The organism is Agromyces solani (assembly GCF_058349925.1).
The window spans coordinates 140,033-158,608 of the sequence record NZ_JBYRER010000004.1 but is presented as its reverse complement, the minus strand read 5'-3'; the positions used below and the strand labels follow the sequence as shown (position 1 = coordinate 158,608).

Sequence of the window (18,576 nt, the reverse complement as noted above, 5' to 3'; positions counted from 1 at the left end):
GGTCAGTACCTCACCCTCGGGTCGATGAACGCCGCGATGATGTCGACGATGAAGTTGGTGAGCGCGACGATCACGGCCAGCAGGGCGACCATGCCCTGCACGGCGACGAAGTCACGGGCCTGGATGTACTCGACGAGCTGGAATCCGAGGCCCTTCCACTCGAAGGTCGTCTCGGTGAGCACCGCTCCGCCGAGCAGGAGCGCGATCTGCAGGCCGATGACCGTGATGATCGGGATGAGCGCAGGTCGGTAGGCGTGCTTGCGGAGCAGGCGCGACTCCGCGACGCCCCGCGAGCGGGCCGCGTCGACGTAGTCGGTCGAGAGCGTGCCGATGACGTTCGTGCGCACCAGACGGAGGAAGACGCCCGCGGTGAGCAGTCCCAGCGCGATGGCGGGCAGGATGGCGTGCGCGAGCACGTCGCCGAGGACCGCGGGGTCGCCCGTCATGATGGCGTCGATCGTGTAGAAGCCCGTCTTGTTCGGCAGCATCTCCATCTGGATCGTCGCGCCGGTCGATGCCCGGCCGGCCACGGGCAGCCACCCGAGCCAGACGGAGAAGACGAGCTTCAGCAGGAGTCCGGAGAAGAAGACCGGGGTGGCGTAGCAGAGGATCGCGAACACCCGGAGGGAGGCATCCTGTCCCTTGTCGCGGAAGTAGGCCGCGATGAGGCCGAAGGGGATGCCGACGGCGAAGGCGACGAGCAGCGAGTAGAACGCGAGCTCCGCGGTCGCGCCGCCGTAGGTGAAGAGCACCTCGGTGACCGGCCGGTTGTCGCTGATGGTCGAGCCGAAGTCGCCGGTGAGGATTCCCCCCATGTACTCGAGGTACTGCACGATCAGCGGGCGGTCGTAGCCGGCCGCGTGGATGCGCTCGGCGAGCTGATCGGGCGGCAGCTGGCCGCCGAGCTTCGCGGTGATCGGATCGCCCGTGGAGCGCATGAGCAGGAACACCACGCTCACGAGGATGACCACGGTCGGGATGATGAGCAGGGCGCGGATGAGGATGTAGCGGCCGAGGCTGGAGCCCGAGGATCTTGTGGATCGCCGTCGGACAGGATCAGCGCCGGTGGCGGCGGCCGTCGTCGTTGAGGTCAATGTTCGCCAATCGGGGGTGGGGCTGGGAACGCGGGTGGCCCGCTCGCACTGAGCGGGCCACCCGTTCCGGTGTAGAAGCGACTCTAGCCGTTCAGGCGGCTCAGCCCTTCGTCAGCGGGGCGAAACGGAACTTGAAGGAACCGTCGAGGATCGCCCCGTCGATGTCGGTGCCGGTCACGACGACCTGCGCACCCTGGAGGTACGGCACGGTCGACAGGTCTTCGGCGACCTTGTTCTGGATCTCCTCGATGAGCGCCTTGCGGGCCGCCGGGTCGGCGGTCACGGCCTGCTCGAGGATGAGGTCGTTGACCTCGGGGTTGTCGTAGTGGTTGCTGAGGAAGTTCTCCTTGAGGAAGAACGGCGTCAGGTAGTTGTCGGCGTCCGAGTAGTCGGGGAACCAGCCGAGCTGGTACGCCGGGTAGACGTCGGCGACGCGGTCCTCCGAGTACTGCACCCACTCGGTGGTCTGCAGGTTCACGGTGAACAGGCCGTCGGCCTCGAGCTGATCCTTGATGAGGGCGTACTCGTCGGCCGAGCTGGGCCCGTAGTGGTCGTTCGAGTACTGCAGGTTCAGCTCGACGGGGGTCTCGACGCCGGCCGCCTCGAGGGTGGCCTTCGCCTTCTCGGCGTCGGGAGCGCCCGCGCCGTCGCCGTAGAGGTCCTTCAGCGGCTCGACCGCGCCGGCGAGGCCCGCCGGGACGTACGAGTAGAGCGGCGTGTAGGTGCCCTTGTAGACCTGCTCGCCGAGCTCCTCGCGGTTGATGAGGTCGGCGACGGCCTGACGGACCGCGAGCGCCTTGGCCGGGTCGGCCTCGGGGGTCTTCGCGCCGTACGGCTGGGTGTCGAAGTTGAAGACGATGTAGCGGATCTCGCCACCGGGGCCGTCGATGACGTTGACCTCGTCGTTGCCCTTGAGGTCGTCGATGTCGGTCGCCGAGAGGCTGCGGTAGGCGACGTCGATGCCGCCCTCCTGCACGTCGAGCTTCATGTTCGACGAGTCGGCGTAGTACTTCAGGTTGACCGTGTCGGTCGCGGCCGGGTCGAGCAGGCCCTGGTACTCGGCGTTCTTCTTGAACTGGATCAGGTTGTTGAAGTCGTAGCTCGCGATCGTGTACGGGCCGCCGAACGCGTTCGCGTCGACGATGTCCTGATCGCTCGTGAGCTCGTCGGCGGAGAACACCTCGTCGTCGACGATGGCGCCGGGGAAGCTCGTGAGGATGAGCGGGAAGACCTGGTCGTTCTCGGCCTTGAGGTTGAAGACGACGGTCGTGTCGTCGGGGGCGTCGACGCTGTCGAGGTTGTAGAGCAGGCTCGACGCACCGTTGGGGTCGGCGATCTTGAGCTGACGGTCGAACGAGAACTTCACGTCGGACGAGGTCAGGTCGTTGCCGTTGGCCCACTTGAGGCCGGCCGGAAGGGTGACCGTGTACTCGGTCGGTCCCGTGAACTCGGCGGTCTCGGCGAGGTCGGGGACGACGTCGGTGCTGTTGTAGTCGGTGTTCAGCAGGTACGGGAACACCTGCGTCTGCACCGCGAGCGAGCCGTTGTCGTACGAGCCGGCCGGGTCGAGCGTCGTGACCTTGTCGGTGGTGCCGACCGTGATCGTCGAGCCCGAGGCCTCGTTGTCGCCGCCGTTGCCGGCGGAGCAGCCCGCGAGGGCGAGCGCGGCGACCGAGAGCCCGGCCGTCGCGATGAGCACGCGGCGGCCGTTCTTGGATGCGGATGTCATATCCGTCTACCTCTTCCTGTCAGGACTGAAGCACGCCGCGGCTTCCACGGCGCGTTCTCGTATTCCCCAGAGGTAGCACACGGACCCACGACGTTGCAGGGACGTGCACCGATCTGCCGGAATGTTTATTGATCTGCAATCTTCGACGCAACGGATCGCCGCATCGCGACATCCGGCGACGGATTCCGTCATTCGGCCCGAAGGGCCCGCCGCTCCTGCTCGAGCTCGACGAGGGCGCGCTGCAGTGCGGCGAACGTCGCCTGGTCGGCGCGATCGAGTCGTTGCAGGCGGCCCAGCAGTTCGGACTTCTGCCGCAGCAGCTCCCGGTCGACGAGTGCGCTCACGACCCCTCGGACGTAGGTCTCGAGCTCGGCGTCGCTGCGTTGCGGGACGGGCAGGACGGCGAGTTGCTGCACGACGCCCGCGAACGGCTGCGGAACCTCGGCCACGACGCGGTCGACGCGCACGACGGGATCGGTCGAGCCGAGCACGGACGCGATGCCGTCGCGCACGACCGCGAGCGTGGCATCGCCGAATCGCGAGTCGACCGCGTGACGCAGGAGGTCGTCGCCCACGCGCTCGGGGAACTGCAGCATCGCCTGCAGGGCGTCGCGCTCGAGCCGGGTCGACGGGTCGCGCGGGAGCGCGGCGATCGAGAACGGCCGATCGGCGCCGTCCGTTGCGACGGCCGGCGCCGCGGTGGATGCCTCGGCCCGGGTGTTCGCACCGCGGTCGCGGCCGGCGGCCCCGCGCACGGCGCGCGTCACCTCGCCGAGCTCCATGCCGAGCATGCGCGCGAGCTCGCGCGTGTAGCCGGGCCGGATCGATGCGTCGCGGATGTCGGCGACGACGGGCGCCGCGGCGCGCAGCGCCGAGACGCGACCCTCCACCGTCTCGAGGTCGTAGCGCGCGAGCGTGTGCCGGATCACGAACTCGAACATCGGCACCTTGGTGTCGATGAGCGCGCGCACGGCGCCGTCGCCCCGGGCGAGCCGGAGGTCGCACGGGTCGAGCCCGTCTGGAGCGACCGCGACGAACGTCTGCGCCGCGAACCGCTGCTCTTCGGCGAAGGCTCGCATCGCGGCCTTCTGGCCGGCCTCGTCACCGTCGAACGTGAAGACGACCTCGCCGACCCCCGAGTCGTCGAGCACCCGGCGCAGCACCTTGATGTGGTCGACCCCGAACGACGTGCCGCAGGTCGCGATCGCCGTCGTCACGCCCGCGAGGTGGCAGGCCATCACATCGGTGTATCCCTCGACGACCACCACGCGCTGCGACCGCGAGATGTCGCGCTTGGCGAGGTCGAGGCCGTAGAGGACCTGGGCCTTGTGGTAGACCGCGGTCTCGGGGGTGTTGAGGTACTTCGGGCCCTTGTCGTCGTCGAGCAGACGCCTGGCCCCGAAACCGACGGTCTGGCCGGTGACGTCGCGGATCGGCCACACCAGCCGCCCGCGGAACCGGTCGTACACGCCGCGGTCGCCCTGCGAGACGAGCCCCGCCGCGGCGAGCTCCTCTGGCGTGTACCCGCGGCCGCGCAGGTGGTTCGTCAATGCGTCCCAGCTCTTCGGGGCGAAGCCGACGCCGAACCGCCTGGCGGCGTCTGCGTCGAAGCCGCGCTCGCCGAGGAACCGCCGCCCGATGTCGGCGGCGGGCTGCACCAGTTGCTCGACGAAGAACTCGGCCGCCGCCTGGTTGGCGGCGAGCAGGCGCGCGCGGTTGCCGTGGTCGGCCGCGGGGCCGCCGCCGTCTTCGTAGTGCAGCTCGTAGCCGATCCGACCGGCGAGGCGCTCGACCGCCTCGGTGAACGAGACGTGGTCCATCTTCTGGAGGAAGCTGTAGACGTCGCCCGACTCGCCGCAGCCGAAGCAGTGGTAGTACCCGACGCCGGGCCGCACGTTGAAGCTCGGGCTCCGCTCGTCGTGGAAGGGGCACAGCCCCTTGAGCGAACCGACGCCCGCCGATTTCAGACTCACGTGCTCGCCGATGATGTCGGCGATGTTCGTGCGGGCCTTCACCTCTTCGACATCGCTCTGTCGAATCCGGCCCGCCATGTTCACATCCTATTCGTCGTCGGTCGTCGGGGGGGGGGGGGCGGGCGCGAAGCGCAGGTCAGTGCTGCACGAGCCGTTCGTGCCAGCTGAGGGCCGACTGGTCGGTGAGGCTCGCGACCTGGTCGACGACGACGCGCTTGCGCGCCGCATCGTCGGCGGCGCCCGCCCAGTCCTCGGCGAAGCCGGGATCGAGGTGCCGTTCGCCGGTCTCGTAGAGCACGTCGGCGAGGGAGGCGAGCACCTCGCGCTGCTGCCGGTAGATCGGCTGGCGCGTGTTTCGCGACATCACGAACGCCGCGACGATGCCCTTGAGCACGGCGATCTCGGCCTGGATCTCGCGCGGCACGACGACGTCGGCGTCGAAGCGGATGAGACTCGCGAGCGGGAAGGCCGACCGCGTCGCCTCCGTGGCGGCGTGCGCGAACCGGCCGATGAGCTGGCTCGTCAGGTTCTTGAGACGCGCCTGGTCGCGTCGGCTCCCCGACCATTCGTCGAGCCACACGTCGAGCGAGTCGAGCCGGTCGAACGCCGCGATGAGCTCGTCGTGCGGGATCGCCCCGCCGATCCACTCGTACATCGACGTGACGAGCTCGTCGTGGTCGACCCGCGCGCCGAGCGCGGCGACGTCGATGTAGCCGTTGACGATCGCGTCCTCGAAGTCGTGCACCGAGTAGGCGATGTCGTCGGAGAGGTCCATGACCTGGGCCTCGATGCAGAGGCGCCGCTCGGGCGCGCCGGCGCGCAGCCACTCGAACACGGCGACGTCGTCGTGGTAGAAGCCGAACTTCTGCCGGCCCGACGGGTCGGCGACGCCGGAGGCCTCGGGCCACGGGTACTTGCAGCTCGCGTCGAGGCTCGCCCGGGTGAGGTTGAGCCCGTAGCTGCGCCCGTCGGCGCCGAACACCTTCGGCTCGAGCCGGGTCAGCAGGCGCAGGGTCTGCGCGTTGCCCTCGAAGCCGCCGATCTCGGCGGCCCACGTGTTGAGCGCCTTCTCGCCGTTGTGGCCGAACGGCGGGTGGCCGAGGTCGTGCGCGAGGCACGCCGTGTCGACGACGTCGGGGTCGAGGTCGAGGTTGTCGGCGAGCTCGCGACCGATCTGCGCGACCTCGAGCGAGTGCGTCAGCCGGTTGCGGGCGAAGTCGAGGCCCGCCGTCGGGCTCAGCACCTGCGTCTTCGCGGCGAGCCGCCGCAGCGCACTCGAGTGCAGCAGGCGAGCGCGGTCGCGCGCGAAGTCGCTGCGCCGGGAGTAGTGCTCCTCCGGCAGCAGTCGCTCGGTGTCGGCGGCTTCGTAGCCGCCGAAGAGTCGCGCCGCCACCTCAGCCGCCGCTCGTGTCGAGCTCGGCGTCGACGAGCGTCACCCGGTCGTGACCCTCGAGCTCCTGCGAGGCGAGCCAGCCGTCGGGCAGCGACGGGTTCTTCGGCGTGCCGGCGCGGCCGCGCGGTCCCTCGGCACCCTCGCCCGGGTACGGCATCGACCAGTCGAGGGTGCCGAGCAGGTCGTCGAGCATCGCGAGCGACTCGACGGTCGCGAGCCGGGCGCGCAGGTCGCCGCCGACCGGGTACCCCTTGAAGTACCAGGCGACGTGCTTGCGGATGTCTCGGCAGCCGCGCTCTTCGCTGTCGAAGAAGTCGGTGAGGAGTTCGGCGTGCCGCCGGAACGTCTGCGCGACCTGCCCGAGGGTCGGTCGGAAGAGCGCCTCGTCGCCGTCGGCGAGCTCGCCGCGGAAGCCCGCTGCGAGATCGCCGAAGAGCCACGGGCGCCCGAGGCATCCGCGCCCGACGACGACGCCGTCGCACCCGGTCTCGTCGACCATGCGCAGGGCGTCGTCGGCCGACCAGATGTCGCCGTTGCCCAGCACGGGCACGCTCGTGACCGTCTCCTTGAGCTTCGTGATGGCCGACCAGTCGGCCTGACCCGAGTAGAACTCGGCCGCGGTGCGCGCGTGCAGCGCGACGGCGGCGACGCCCGCGCCCTCCGCGATGCGGCCTGCCTCGAGATAGGTGAGGTGATCGGAGTCGATGCCCTTGCGCATCTTCACCGTGAGCGGGATGTCGCCCGCGGCCTTCACCGCGCCCTCGACGATGTCGCGGAAGAGACCGCTCTTCCACGGCAGCGCCGCGCCGCCGCCCTTGCGGGTGACCTTCGGCACGGGGCAACCGAAGTTGAGGTCGATGTGGTCGGCGCGGTCTTCGGCCACGAGCATGGTCACCGCCTCGGCGACCGTCTTCGGGTCGACCCCGTAGAGCTGGATCGAGCGGGGCGTCTCGGACTCGTGGTGCGTGATGAGCCGCATCGACTCGGGCGTGCGCTCGACGAGCGCGCGCGACGTGATCATCTCGGAGACGTAGAGGCCGGCGCCGAACTCGCGGCAGAGCCGCCGGAAGGCGGTGTTCGTGATGCCCGCCATCGGCGCGAGCACGACGGGCACGTCGAGCTCGAGGTCGCCGATCGCGAGCGGACCGCGGGTGAGGGTGGTGGAAGACATCACCGACGATTCTCCCAGAGTTCTGCGGCGCCTCGCCCGTCGCGTCCGTGCGAGCCTAGGATTTCGAGCAGACGAGCCGATGGGGAGGACGAGATGACGGAACTCACGGGGGCCGAGCGGGTGCGGGCGGACGCGGAGGCGCGGGGCCTCGAGGTCGAGATCATCGAACGGCCGGCCGCACGCAGCCTCGAGGAGGCGGCCGAGCTCATGGGCATCTCCCCCGGCGACATCGTGAAGTCGCTCGTCGTCAAGCGCAGCGACGACACCTACCTGTTCGCGCTCGTGCCGGGCGGGCGCAAGATCAGCTGGCCGAAGCTGCGCGCCCTCGTCGGCGTCAACAAGCTGCAGCTGCCCGACGCGAAACTCGCGCTCGCCGCGACCGGCTACGAGCGGGGCACGATCACGCCGCTCGGGTCGACCACCCCCTGGCCCGTGTACGTCGACGAGTCGGTCGCCGGCCGGCGGGTGTCGATGGGCGCGGGCGAGCACGGACGCAGCCTCTTCGTCGACGCCGACGCGCTCATCGCGGCGTTCGATGCGACGGTCGCCGACCTCAGCGACCCCGAGTAGCGGAGGGGACCGGGCGTTTCGGGAATGCCCCGCGTACCCGATGCGTTCGCATCCATCGTGAGTACTCCCATCAAGATCGACATCTGGTCCGACATCGCCTGCCCCTGGTGCTACATCGGCAAGCGCCACCTCGAGGCGGGGCTCGCCTCGCTCGGGGACGAGGCCCCCGACGTCGAGATCGAGTACCACTCCTTCGAGCTCGCCCCCGACACGCCCGTCGACTTCGAGGGCAGCGAGGTCGACTTCCTCGCGAAGCACAAGGGCCTGCCCGCCGACCGGGTCGAGCAGATGCTGCAGCACGTCACGGGCGTCGCCGCGAACGCGGGCCTCGACTACGACTTCGACGCGCTCAAGCACACGAAGACGCTGAAGGCGCACGAGCTCCTGCACTTCGCGAAGTCGCAGGGCCGGCAGCTCGAGCTCTCCGAGGTCCTCTTCAAGGCCTACTTCACCGACGGTCGCCACGTCGGCCGCATCGACGAGCTCGTCGAGCTCGCCGCCGAGGCCGGCCTCGACGCCGATGCCGCCCGCGAGGCGCTCGAGTCGGGTCGCTACGCCGCCGACGTGCAGGCCGACATCGCCCAGGCGGGCGCCTACGGCATCAACGGCGTGCCGTTCTTCGTGTTCGAGGGCAAGTACGGCGTCTCGGGTGCGCAGCCCGCCGAGGTGTTCGGCCAGGTGCTCACCCAGGTCGCGGGCGAGCGCGACGGCGCCGCCGCGTGAGCGTCGAGCTCGAGGCGGATGCCTCGGTGACGGCGCCGATCGCGGCGACGACGTCCGACGGCGCCGTCGCCGAGGCATCCCCGTCGCCGTTCACGATGCTGCCGGGCGCCGCGGGCGCCATGGTCTGCGAGGGCGACGTCTGCTATATCCCGGGCCTCTCGGCGGAGTAACCCGCGGACGTCGGGCCTAGAGTGGTCGGATGCCCGACTCCCCCGCGACGCCGCGCCGCGTCCTCGTCGCCGGGGCGAGCGGTGCGGGCAAGACGACGTTCGCGCGTCGGATCTCCGAGGCGTCGGGCCTCCCGTTCCAGGAGATCGATGCGCTGTTCCACGGACCCGACTGGACGCCGAGGGCGAGCTTCCTGGCCGACGTCGACCGCTTCACGGCGCAGGTCGGCTGGGTCATCGAGTGGCAGTACGGCGAGGCGCAGCCGCTCCTCGCCGAACGGGCGCAGGTGCTCGTCTTCCTCGACTATCCGCGCTGGCGGGTGATGCGGCAGGTGACGCGTCGCACCGTGCGTCGGCGGCTGCGTCGGGAAGAACTGTGGAACGGCAACATCGAAGCGCCGCTGCACACGATCTTCTCCGACCCCGAGCACATCATCAGATGGGCGTGGCGAACGCACGGCACCCGCGCGGCGCTCGTCGCGGACGCCGCGGCCCGGAATCCCGGACTCGAGGTGGTCCGCTTCCGGCACCCCCGGGAGGCGGACGCATGGCTCGCGCAGACCTTCCGTTCCCGACGCTAGCGATATATCGTTGAGTATCGTTCGCAGATCGCGGGAGGTCATCATGAACGGCAATCGCTCGACCGGCGGATTCGGCGGCCAGGGATTCGGCGGCCAGGGCTTCACGGGCCCCGGCACCCCGGGTGCGGCCCTGTGGGAGGCGATGGAGCAGTTGCGCTCCTCCTTCGAGCAGCGCCCCGGCGCGAAGCGGATGGCGCGCGGCGACGTGCGTGCGGCCGTGCTGGCACTGCTCGCGGAGCAGCCGATGCACGGCTACCAGATCATCCAGGAGATCGAGGAGCGCAGCGGCGGCTCGTGGAAGCCGAGCGCCGGGTCGGTCTACCCGACCCTGCAGCTGCTCGCCGACGAGGGGCTCATCGTCGCCGACGAACTGCAGGGGCGCAAGACCTACTCGCTGACCGAGGCCGGCCGCGAGGAGGCGGCGGCCGCGGCCGACCGTCCCGCGCCCTGGGCTTCGCCCGCGATGCAGGGCGGGGTGCATCGCGCGCTCTCCAAGGCGGGCGTCGAGCTCGCCGCGGCCGCCGCACAGGTCGGACGCAACGGGACGCCCGAGCAGCTGCAGGAGGCCGTGAACGTGCTCGACGACGCACGGCGCCGCCTCTACGCGATCCTGGCCGAAGGCTGATCGGGTGCCGCGCGGGGTGCCTCATCCGTCGCGACGCGAGAGGATGACGGCATGACCGACGGTGCCCACCGCGCCCGATCGCGACGCATCCTCTCGTTCGCGGCGCGACAGCTCGTGCAGCTCTGGTGGTACGAGCTCGTGCTGCCGAAGGTCGGTTTCTCCGGAGTCGCCGAACGTACGCGCGAGCAGCGGATGCGTCGCCTCGCCGAGCGGTTCCGCATCCTCGCGGTCGAGCTCGGCGGGCTCATGATCAAGGTCGGGCAGTTCCTCTCGTCGCGCCTCGACGTGCTGCCGCCCGAGATCACCTCGGAGCTCGCGGGCCTCCAGGACGAGGTCCCGGCGGTGCCGTTCCCCGCGATCCGCGCGCTGGCGGAGGCCGAGCTCGGGTCGCCGCTCGATCGCGTCTACGCCCGGTTCGACGAGACGCCCGTCGCGGCCGCCTCGCTCGGCCAGGCCCACCGTGCCAGGCTCGCCCCCGGCGACGCGGCCGACACCGGTCTCGACGAGGTCGTCGTCAAGGTGCAGCGCCCGGGGATCGAGCAGATCGTCGCCGTCGACCTCGCGGCGCTCCGGCGCGTCGCCGGCTGGCTGAAACGGGTGCGGGTCGTCTCCGACCACGTCGACGCGCCCGCACTCGTCGAGGAGTTCGCGCAGACGAGCCACGAGGAGATCGACTACCTGCACGAGGCGCAGAACGCCGAGCGATTCGCGGAGTCGTTCGCGGGCGAACCCCGCGTGGGCGCCCCGGCGGTGGTCTGGGAGCGCACGACCAGGCGGGTCTTGACGCTCGAAGACGTCACCGCGATCAAGATCAACGACACCGACGCGCTGCGGGCTGCGGGCATCGCCCCCGCCGACGTCGCCCACGTCTTCGCCGAGATCATGTTCGACCAGGTCTTCACGCACGGCTTCGTGCATGCCGACCCGCACCCCGGCAACATCTTCGTCACGCCGCTCCCCCACCCGGGCGACCGCCCCGGCGACGGCGCAGGCCGAGGCATCCCCTGGCGCCTGACGTTCGTCGACTTCGGCATGATGGCCGAGGTGCCGACGGAGCTCCGTGCGGGGCTGCGAACGCTCGTCATCGCCGTCGCTTCGCGCGACGGCCGCGGCATGATCGAGGCCGCGCACGAGATCGGGGTGCTCATGCCCTCGGCCGACACGGCGGAGCTCGAACGCGCGCTCACGCAGCTGTTCGAGCGATTCGGCGGCATGGGCTTCGCCCAGCTCAAGAAGGTCGACCCTCGCGAGTTCCGCGACTTCGGGACGGAGTTCGGCGACGTCGTGCGGTCGTTGCCGCTGCAGCTCCCCGAGCACCTGCTGCTCCTCATCCGTGCGATGGCCCTCACCTCGGGCATGTGCAGCGGGCTCGATCCCGAGTTCAACGTGTGGGACGCGGTCGAGCCGTACGCGACGCAGCTGCTGAACGAGGAGGGCGGCGACCTCGCGCAAGACCTACTCGGTCAGGCGATGACGAGCGCCGGGATCCTGTGGGGCATGCCGCAGCGGGTCGATGCGCTCATCACGAAGGCCGACCAGGGGCGGATGTCGTTCGACACCTCCCGACTGGAGCGGCGCCTCGACCGGCTCGAGGGCGTCGCGCGCCGGGTGGTGTCGGCCGTGCTGTTCGCCGCCCTCCTCATCGGCGGCGCGCTGCTCGTCTCATCGAACCCCGCGCTCGGCACGACGCTCATGGTGCTCTCGGCGCTGCCGCTGCTGCACGCGCTCTTCGCGGGCGTCGTCAACCGCATGCGCCGGCGATCGCGCTGAGGGCTCGAACCCTCGCCGTCAGCGGCTCCGCCCGCAACGCTCGTCGAGTCGCAGGAGCAGCCCGACGCACGGCCCCGCCCGAACGACGTTTCGCCGACCTGCTCCTTCGATCCGTCAGCCCGTGGCGCTCGGCGCGTCGACCGCGCCGCCGAACCGGCGGTTGCGCCGGGCGTAGATCTCGATCGCCTGCCACAGCTCGGTCCTGCTGAAGTCGGGCCACAGCGTGTCGAGGAACACCATCTCGGCGTAGGCCGACTGCCAGAGCAGGAAGTTCGAGGTGCGCTGCTCGCCGGACGACCGCACGAAGAGGTCGACGTCGGGCATGTCGGGTTGGTACAGCCGCTTCGCGATCTGCTTCTCGCTCACCGCCGACGGGCGCAACCGACCGGCCGCGACGTCGTCGGCGATCTGCCGCACGGCGTCGGTGAGCTCGTTGCGCCCGCCGTAGTTCACGCACATCGTGAGGGTGAGCACGTCGTTGCCCGCCGTCAGCCGCTCGGCGAACTGCAGCTCCTCGATCACCGACTTCCAGAGGCGGGGCTTGCGTCCGGCCCACCGGATGCGGACGCCCCACTCGTTGAGCTGGTCGCGACGGCGGTGCAGCACGTCGCGGTTGTAGCCCATGAGGAAGCGCACCTCGTCGGGCGAGCGCTTCCAGTTCTCGGTCGAGAACGCGTACACCGAGAGGTGCTTCACGCCCGCCTGGATGGCGCCGGCGACGACGTCGAGGAGCGCTGCCTCGCCGGCCTTGTGGCCTTCGATGCGCGTGAGCCCCCGCTGGTTCGCCCATCGCCCGTTGCCGTCCATCACGATCGCGACGTGGCCCGGCACGGCTCCCTTGGGGAATGCCGGCGGGTGGATGCCCGTCCAGTCGATCGGCCGGTACGGCACGGCGTCGCGGTGGGTGTAGGGCTTGGGACTCACGTGGTGGCCATTCCTGGTTCGGCGGGTCGGGTGGGCGGCTCGTGCGGCTCGGTCGCGTCGGGCGGTGCGACAGCGGGTGCCGGGGCGGATGCCTCGCGGCTGACGTGCGGCAGCGAGCGGAGACCTCGCTCGAGATGCCACTGCGTGTACGCGGCGACGATGCCCGACGCCTGGTTGCGGTCGCGCTCGGGTGCCGCCTCGGCCATCGCCCAGTCGCCGGAGAGCAGCGCGCCCAGGAGCTCGACCGTCGAACGGGCGATGCGCGGCGTGCCGGGAGGGGCGCACTCGTCGTCGCAGACGACGCCGCCGAGCTGCACGACGACGGCGGTGTGCTCCCCCGGCCGTCCGCAGCGCGAGCAGTCGCCGAAGCTCGGCGCCCATCCCGCGAGGGCGAGCGCCCGCAGCAGGTACGAGTCGAGCGTGAGCGCGGGACCGTGCTCGCGGCGCGCGAGCGAGCGGAGCGCGCCGACGAGCAGCAGGTACTGCTGCAGCGACCCCTCGGCCTCCGTGAGCTTGTCGGCGGTCTCGACCATCGCGTTCGCGGCGGTGTAGGCGGCGTAGTCCTGCGAGATGTCGGCGCCGTACGAGCCGAGCGACTCGGCCTGCGTCACGACGTCGAGGCTGCGGCCCTCGTAGAGCTGCAGGTCGGCGACCATGAACGGCTCGAGCCGCGCCCCGAACTTCGAGCCCGTGCGGCGCACGCCCTTCGCGACGGCGCGCACCTTGCCGTGCTGTCGCGTCAGCAGGGTGACGATGCGGTCGGCCTCGCCCAGCTTGTGGGTGCGCAGCACGACGGCTTCATCTCGGTACACGGGCACCCTTCGATTCTCCCATCACTGCGGGGCGCGACATCCGTGATTCACTGTGAGCGTGGAAACCGCCCAGTTCACCATTCCCCTCTGGCTCGACCTCACCGCGGTCGGGCTCGGCGGCGTACAGGGCGCCCTGTTCGCATCGGGCTTCCGCGGCGAACGGCGGCTCGACCTGCTCGGCGTGGCGATCGTCGGCATCGTCATGGGACTCGGCGGCGGAGCCATCCGCGACCTGCTCCTCAACGTGCCGATCGGCGCCTTCCAGAACAACTGGTACCTCGTCACCGCCGTCGGGGCGTCGCTCGTCGGCATGCTGCTCGCGGGACCGCTGCAGCGGCTGAACGGCGCCATCGTCGGGCTCGACGCCATCGTGATCGGCATGTTCGGCGCATTCGGCACGTCGAAGGCGCTCGGGCTCGGCCTGCCGATCCTGCCGGCGGTGTTCGTCGGCGTCGCGGCCGCCGTCGGCGGCGGCATCCTGCGCGACATGCTCATGAGCCTGCCGGTCGCGATCATGCACGTCGGCTCGCTCTACGCGGTCGCCGCCGCGGCCGGGTGCCTCGTGCTCGCCGTCCTCGACCTCTTCGGGGTGCCGCTCTTCATCGGCGGCATCGTGTGCGTCGTCGTCACGAGCGTGATCCGCTGGCTCGCGGTGATCTTCGACCTCTCGCTGCCCGAGCAGCGCATGCTCTACCGTCGCAAGGTCGCGACCGAGACGGGCGTGCTGCCGGTCATCCGCCGCTGACGAGGCCGGCGTCAGCGCCGATGCCTGGCACCGACGGCGACCGGCCCGCCTCTCACGCGAGAGGCGGGCCGTCGACCGATGCGATCAGACCGCCGCGAGCTCCGGCTCGGCCTCGACGACCGTCGTGCGCAGCGCGCGGTTCACGGCCGAGACGACGGCCTTGAGCGACGCCGTCGAGATGTCGGCGTCGATGCCGACGCCCCACAGGACCCGACCGGCGACCTCGAGCTCGACGTACGCGGCCGCCTGGGCGTCGCCGCCGGCCGAGAGCGTGTGCTCGACGTAGTCGCGGAGCTTGACGTCGACCCCCTCGGCACCCAGCACGTTGAGGAACGCCGAGATCGGGCCGTTGCCGCTCGCGTCGGCGTCGACGCGCTCGTCGCCGTCGCGCAGGCCCACGCGCACGTTCACGACGCCGTCGAGGGCGCTCTCGGTGCGCAGGCCCAGCAGTTCGAAGCGGCCCCACTTCTCATCCGGGCGGTCGGCCGGAGCCGGGAGGTACTCGTCGTTGAAGATGCGCCAGATGTCGTCGCTCGACACCTCGCCGCCCTCGGCGTCGGTCTTCGCCTGCACGACGCCCGAGAACTCGATCTGCAGCCGGCGCGGCAGGTCGAGCGCGTGATCGGTCTTCAGCAGGTAGGCGACGCCGCCCTTGCCCGACTGCGAGTTGACGCGGATGACGGCCTCGTAGCTGCGACCCAGGTCCTTCGGGTCGACGGGCAGGTACGGCACGGCCCACTCGAGGTCGTCGACCGCGACGCCGGTCTCGTCGGCCCGGGCCTCCATCGACTCGAAGCCCTTCTTGATCGCGTCCTGGTGCGATCCGGAGAACGCCGTGTAGACGAGGTCGCCCGCCCACGGGCTGCGCTCGTGCACCCGGAGCTGATTGCAGTACTCGGCCGTGCGCTTGATCTCGTCGAGGTCGCTGAAGTCGATCTGCGGGTCGACGCCCTGCGTGAACAGGTTGATGCCGAGGGCGACGAGGTCGACGTTGCCCGTACGCTCGCCGTTGCCGAACAGGCAGCCCTCGATGCGGTCGGCGCCCGCCATGTAGCCGAGCTCGGCCGCCGCGATCGCCGTGCCGCGGTCGTTGTGGGGGTGCAGCGAGAGGATCACGTTCTCGCGGTACTTCAGGTGCCGGCTCATCCACTCGATCGAGTCGGCGTAGACGTTCGGCGTGGCCATCTCGACGGTGGCCGGCAGGTTGATGATGACGTTGCGCTCGGGGGTCGGCTCGAAGACGTCGAGCACCTGGTTGCAGACGTCGACGGCGAACTCGAGCTCGGTGCCCGTGTAGCTCTCGGGCGAGTACTCGTAGTAGACCGTCGTGCCGGGGATGGTGCGCTCCATCTCGCGGCACTTGCGGGCGCCGTGCAGGGCGATGTCGATGATGCCCTGCTTGTCGGTGCGGAACACGACCTCGCGCTGCAGCACGCTCGTCGAGTTGTAGAGGTGCACGATCGCCTGCTTCGCGCCCGCGATCGCCTCGTACGTGCGCTCGATGAGGTGGTCGCGCGCCTGCGTCAGCACCTGGATGGTGACGTCGTCGGGAATGGCGCCCTCGTCGATGAGCTGGCGCACGAAGTCGAAGTCGGTCTGGCTCGCGCTCGGGAAGCCGACCTCGATCTCCTTGTAGCCCATCTTCACGAGGAGCTCGAACATGATGCGCTTGCGCTCGGGGCTCATCGGATCGATGAGCGCCTGGTTGCCGTCGCGCAGGTCGACGGCGCACCAGCGCGGCGCGACCTCGATGCGCTTCGACGGCCAGGTCCGGTCGGGCAGGTCGACCGCGATCTGCTCGTGGAAGGGGCGGTACCGATGGACGGGCATCGCCGAGGGCTTCTGGGTGTTCTGCATTTGGGTGCTCTTCTCGCTTTTCGGTTCGATTCAGCCGACGACGAACTCCGCAGCGAGGGAGGCCTTGAAACTAGGACTCGCTGCGGCAGCTAAGGAGAAGCAGGCCGTGAAGCACGGGACAAGGCTAACACCCGCACGCCGGGCGTGCACGCGTGTGACGTGACGAGGGCGCGGCGAAGCGGGCGGATGCCTCCCCCGAGGCATCCGCCCGCCCTTCCCCTCCTCGCGACGCCCCTAGTCGACCGCGAGGGCTGCGACCGGCGAGACGCGCATCGCGCGCCGGGCCGGAGCGATGGACGCAGCGAGCGTGAGCACGCCCGCTGCGACGATGAGGACCCCGATCATCACCCACGGGATGCCGGGGAAGACGAACACCGGCTCGCCCTGCGCCCCGCCGAGCAGGGCCTGGGCGCCGGCCCAGCCGTATCCGAAGCCCAGCACGAGCCCGGTGAGCGTGGCGGCGACCGTGAGCGCCGCGCTCTCGACGACGATCATGCGGCGGAGCTGCCGTCGGTCGAAGCCGAGCGCCCGCAGCAGGCCGAGCTCGCGAGTGCGCTGCAGCACGCTCAGCGACAGCGTGTTGACCATGCCGATCGCGGCGATGAGCGCGCTGAACCCGATGAGCACGGTGAACACCGCGACCGTCGCATTGAGCATCGGCTCGATGCCGGCGAAGACCTCGGGCTGGGCCTGCTGCGCGGCGAGCAGCATCGCGCGGTACGACTCCATCGTGACCGAGAACGTCGTGACGAGCGTGACGCCGATGACGAGGCCGATCGTCATGCGCGAGCTGCGCTCGGGGTTGCGCACGGCGTTCTCCGCCGCGAGGCGCGCAGCGGGCGACCGCCCGAACAGGCGCCCCACGAGTCGCAGCACGGGCGGCATGACCACATCGGCCCCGAGCACGACGCCCGTGAACGAGACGATGCCGCCGACCATGCCGATGAGCACGCCCTCCGGCTGCGTGAGCCCCACGACCACGCCGACCACGAGCAGTGCCGTGCCGACGACGACGAGCACGGCCGCCGTGATGTTGCGGCCGCGACGGCGGCCGACGGCCTCGTGGCTCTGCGGGTTCGCGTTGCCGATCGCCTCGGCGGGGCGCACCTTCAGCACCCGGCGGGAGCCGACCCATGAGGCGAGCCAGGTCGTGAGCACGACCGCGACGGCCGGCAGCGCGATCGACGCGTTGACGTAGTCGTAGTCCGTCGCGGGAAGCATCCCGTTGGCCACGGCGTATCCGGCGAGGCCGACGGCCGCCGCGGTGCCGAGCACGACGCCGAGGGCGGCGCCGGCGAAGCCGATGACGAGCCCCTCCTTTGCGATCTGGGCGCGCTGGGCCCGCGCGCTCGACCCGATGAGGCGCAGCAGCGCGATGACGCGAGTGCGGCCGGCGACGACCGTCGCCACCGTGTTCGCGGTGACGATCGCACTCACGTAGACCGCGATCACGATGAAGACGGTCGCGACGAAGCCGAGCATGAGCGCGACCGTGTCGCTCTCGCCCGTCACGTCGTCGGCGCGGATCGCCGCGGCGAGCAGGCCCGTCACCTGGAGGAGCAGCACGCCGAACGTGCCCGCGATCGTCGCGACGACGAGCGTCGGCCACTGGTCCCTGAACCGCGTGCGCATCAGGACGCCAGTTCCATCGAGAGCATGTACGCCGAGATCTCCTCGGGCGTCGAACGCCCGGCGTCGCGCACGATGCGGCCGTCGGCGAGGAAGAGGATGCGGTCGGCATGGCTCGCGGCGACCGGGTCGTGGGTCACCATCGCGATCGACTGCCCGTAGCTCGCGCTCGCCGCCGCGAGCAGGCCGAGCACCTCGCGGCCCGTGCGCGAGTCGAGGTTGCCGGTGGGCTCGTCGGCGAACACGAGGTCGGGGCGCGTCGCGAGCGCACGGGCGATCGCGACGCGCTGCTGCTGACCGCCGGAGAGCTCGTGGGGACGGTGCGTCAGCCGCTCGCGGAGCCCGAGCGTCGCGAAGAGCTCCTCGGTCCACGACTGCTCGTCCTTCGTCGGGCGGCGGCCGTCGAGCTCGAACGGGAGCATCACGTTGCCGCGCACGTCGAGCGTCGGCACGAGGTTGAACGACTGGAAGATGAACCCGATGCGGCGGCGGCGCAGCACCGTGAGCGCGGAGTCGCCGAGCCCCGTGATGTCGGTGTCCCCGAGCCACACGCGGCCCGCGCTCGGCGAGTCGAGCCCGGCCATGATGTGCATGAGGGTCGACTTGCCGGAGCCGCTCGGCCCCATGATGGCGGTGAACTCGCCACGGCGGAGGCCGAGCGAGACGTCGTCGAGGGCGGTGACGGTTCCGGCGCCCTGCCCGTAGCGCTTGACGAGGCCGGCGACGCGGGCGATGAGTCCGAGGTCGGAGGGTTGGATCTGCATGTCTTCGACGCTACGGATGCCTCGGGGTCCGTCGCGTCCGGCTGAGGAA

17 protein-coding genes are annotated in these 18,576 nt (G+C 70.6%); 7 read left to right on the top strand and 10 right to left on the bottom strand.

Annotated elements, in window-relative coordinates; all coding sequences use genetic code 11:
* Positions 1-2: 2 nt before the first annotated feature.
* From AC3RJ7_RS17405 to dusB, 5 genes are all read right to left on the bottom strand, one after another.
* Entirely contained in the window at positions 3-1,094 is a 1,092-nt protein-coding gene (locus AC3RJ7_RS17405) for an ABC transporter permease (RefSeq protein WP_491457120.1), read from the bottom strand.
* Between the two features lie 100 nt (positions 1,095-1,194).
* Positions 1,195-2,823: an ABC transporter substrate-binding protein gene (locus AC3RJ7_RS17400; RefSeq protein ID WP_491457119.1), complete on the bottom strand. Its 1,629-nt coding sequence runs from the start codon at positions 2,821-2,823 to the stop codon at positions 1,195-1,197.
* A 188-nt stretch (positions 2,824-3,011) separates the two neighbouring features.
* Positions 3,012-4,874 carry a DNA primase gene (gene dnaG, locus AC3RJ7_RS17395; RefSeq protein ID WP_491457118.1) on the bottom strand — a complete coding sequence of 621 codons (1,863 nt, stop codon included), beginning with the start codon at positions 4,872-4,874 and terminating at the stop codon, positions 3,012-3,014.
* Between the two features lie 58 nt (positions 4,875-4,932).
* Positions 4,933-6,189 carry a deoxyguanosinetriphosphate triphosphohydrolase gene (locus tag AC3RJ7_RS17390; RefSeq protein ID WP_491457117.1) on the bottom strand — a complete coding sequence of 419 codons (1,257 nt, stop codon included), beginning with the start codon at positions 6,187-6,189 and terminating at the stop codon, positions 4,933-4,935.
* A 1-nt stretch (position 6,190) separates the two neighbouring features.
* Complete coding sequence (dusB, locus tag AC3RJ7_RS17385) at positions 6,191-7,360, bottom strand: tRNA dihydrouridine synthase DusB (RefSeq protein WP_491457116.1); 1,170 nt, start codon at positions 7,358-7,360, stop codon at positions 6,191-6,193.
* A gap of 93 nt (positions 7,361-7,453) precedes the next feature.
* Here dusB and AC3RJ7_RS17380 point away from each other — a divergent pair, with 93 nt between their 5' ends.
* The 6 genes from AC3RJ7_RS17380 to AC3RJ7_RS17355 are packed head-to-tail and all read left to right on the top strand — an operon-like array spanning position 7,454 to position 11,796.
* Complete coding sequence (locus AC3RJ7_RS17380) at positions 7,454-7,930, top strand: aminoacyl-tRNA deacylase (protein WP_491457115.1); 477 nt, start codon at positions 7,454-7,456, stop codon at positions 7,928-7,930.
* A 57-nt stretch (positions 7,931-7,987) separates the two neighbouring features.
* Complete coding sequence (locus AC3RJ7_RS17375; RefSeq protein WP_491457114.1) at positions 7,988-8,653, top strand: DsbA family oxidoreductase; 666 nt, start codon at positions 7,988-7,990, stop codon at positions 8,651-8,653.
* Positions 8,650-8,823, top strand: coding sequence for a hypothetical protein (locus AC3RJ7_RS17370; RefSeq protein ID WP_491457113.1), 174 nt, complete (start codon positions 8,650-8,652; stop codon positions 8,821-8,823). Before AC3RJ7_RS17375 ends, AC3RJ7_RS17370 begins: the two co-directional genes overlap by 4 nt.
* A gap of 29 nt (positions 8,824-8,852) precedes the next feature.
* Positions 8,853-9,401 (top strand): P-loop NTPase family protein, encoded by a 549-nt coding sequence (locus AC3RJ7_RS17365; protein WP_491457112.1) that lies wholly within the window; start codon positions 8,853-8,855, stop codon positions 9,399-9,401.
* Between the two features lie 43 nt (positions 9,402-9,444).
* Complete coding sequence (locus AC3RJ7_RS17360) at positions 9,445-10,026, top strand: PadR family transcriptional regulator (protein ID WP_491457111.1); 582 nt, start codon at positions 9,445-9,447, stop codon at positions 10,024-10,026.
* A 51-nt stretch (positions 10,027-10,077) separates the two neighbouring features.
* A complete protein-coding gene (locus tag AC3RJ7_RS17355; protein WP_491457110.1) occupies positions 10,078-11,796 on the top strand; it encodes an ABC1 kinase family protein in 1,719 nt (572 codons plus the stop codon).
* Between the two features lie 114 nt (positions 11,797-11,910).
* On the opposite strand, the gene AC3RJ7_RS17350 is transcribed toward AC3RJ7_RS17355, so the two are convergent.
* The gene (locus AC3RJ7_RS17350; RefSeq protein ID WP_491457109.1) at positions 11,911-12,720 is read right to left on the bottom strand and encodes an isoprenyl transferase; all 810 of its coding nucleotides are present in this window, start codon (positions 12,718-12,720) and stop codon (positions 11,911-11,913) included.
* A complete protein-coding gene (gene recO, locus AC3RJ7_RS17345; RefSeq protein ID WP_491457108.1) occupies positions 12,717-13,538 on the bottom strand; it encodes a DNA repair protein RecO in 822 nt (273 codons plus the stop codon). The genes AC3RJ7_RS17350 and recO overlap by 4 nt, the downstream gene beginning before the upstream one ends.
* A 52-nt stretch (positions 13,539-13,590) precedes the next feature.
* Between recO and AC3RJ7_RS17340 the strand changes: the two genes are divergently transcribed.
* The gene (locus tag AC3RJ7_RS17340) at positions 13,591-14,277 is read left to right on the top strand and encodes a trimeric intracellular cation channel family protein (RefSeq protein WP_491457107.1); all 687 of its coding nucleotides are present in this window, start codon (positions 13,591-13,593) and stop codon (positions 14,275-14,277) included.
* Between the two features lie 84 nt (positions 14,278-14,361).
* Here the strand turns inward: AC3RJ7_RS17340 and leuA are convergent, their stop codons facing one another.
* The 3 genes from leuA to AC3RJ7_RS17325 all read right to left on the bottom strand — a co-directional run bounded on the left by leuA (position 14,362) and on the right by AC3RJ7_RS17325 (position 18,527).
* Entirely contained in the window at positions 14,362-16,134 is a 1,773-nt protein-coding gene (leuA, locus tag AC3RJ7_RS17335; RefSeq protein ID WP_491457106.1) for a 2-isopropylmalate synthase, read from the bottom strand.
* A 234-nt stretch (positions 16,135-16,368) separates the two neighbouring features.
* Positions 16,369-17,766 (bottom strand): FtsX-like permease family protein, encoded by a 1,398-nt coding sequence (locus AC3RJ7_RS17330; protein ID WP_491457105.1) that lies wholly within the window; start codon positions 17,764-17,766, stop codon positions 16,369-16,371.
* The gene (locus AC3RJ7_RS17325; RefSeq protein WP_491457104.1) at positions 17,766-18,527 is read right to left on the bottom strand and encodes an ABC transporter ATP-binding protein; all 762 of its coding nucleotides are present in this window, start codon (positions 18,525-18,527) and stop codon (positions 17,766-17,768) included. The genes AC3RJ7_RS17330 and AC3RJ7_RS17325 overlap by 1 nt, the downstream gene beginning before the upstream one ends.
* Positions 18,528-18,576 lie beyond the last annotated feature (49 nt).

Excerpts from the sequence above, each read along its gene's own strand:
- AC3RJ7_RS17400 (WP_491457119.1), bottom strand. The coding sequence starts at position 2,823 with ATGACATCCGCATCCAAGAACGGCCGCCGCGTGCTCATCGCGACGGCC.
- dnaG (WP_491457118.1), bottom strand. The coding sequence starts at position 4,874 with ATGGCGGGCCGGATTCGACAGAGCGATGTCGAAGAGGTGAAGGCCCGC.
- dusB (WP_491457116.1), bottom strand. The coding sequence starts at position 7,360 with ATGTCTTCCACCACCCTCACCCGCGGTCCGCTCGCGATCGGCGACCTC.
- AC3RJ7_RS17380 (WP_491457115.1), top strand. The coding sequence starts at position 7,454 with ATGACGGAACTCACGGGGGCCGAGCGGGTGCGGGCGGACGCGGAGGCG.
- AC3RJ7_RS17365 (WP_491457112.1), top strand. The coding sequence starts at position 8,853 with ATGCCCGACTCCCCCGCGACGCCGCGCCGCGTCCTCGTCGCCGGGGCG.
- AC3RJ7_RS17360 (WP_491457111.1), top strand. The coding sequence starts at position 9,445 with ATGAACGGCAATCGCTCGACCGGCGGATTCGGCGGCCAGGGATTCGGC.
- AC3RJ7_RS17355 (WP_491457110.1), top strand. The coding sequence starts at position 10,078 with ATGACCGACGGTGCCCACCGCGCCCGATCGCGACGCATCCTCTCGTTC.
- leuA (WP_491457106.1), bottom strand. The coding sequence starts at position 16,134 with ATGCAGAACACCCAGAAGCCCTCGGCGATGCCCGTCCATCGGTACCGC.
- AC3RJ7_RS17330 (WP_491457105.1), bottom strand. The coding sequence starts at position 17,766 with ATGCGCACGCGGTTCAGGGACCAGTGGCCGACGCTCGTCGTCGCGACG.
- AC3RJ7_RS17325 (WP_491457104.1), bottom strand. The coding sequence starts at position 18,527 with ATGCAGATCCAACCCTCCGACCTCGGACTCATCGCCCGCGTCGCCGGC.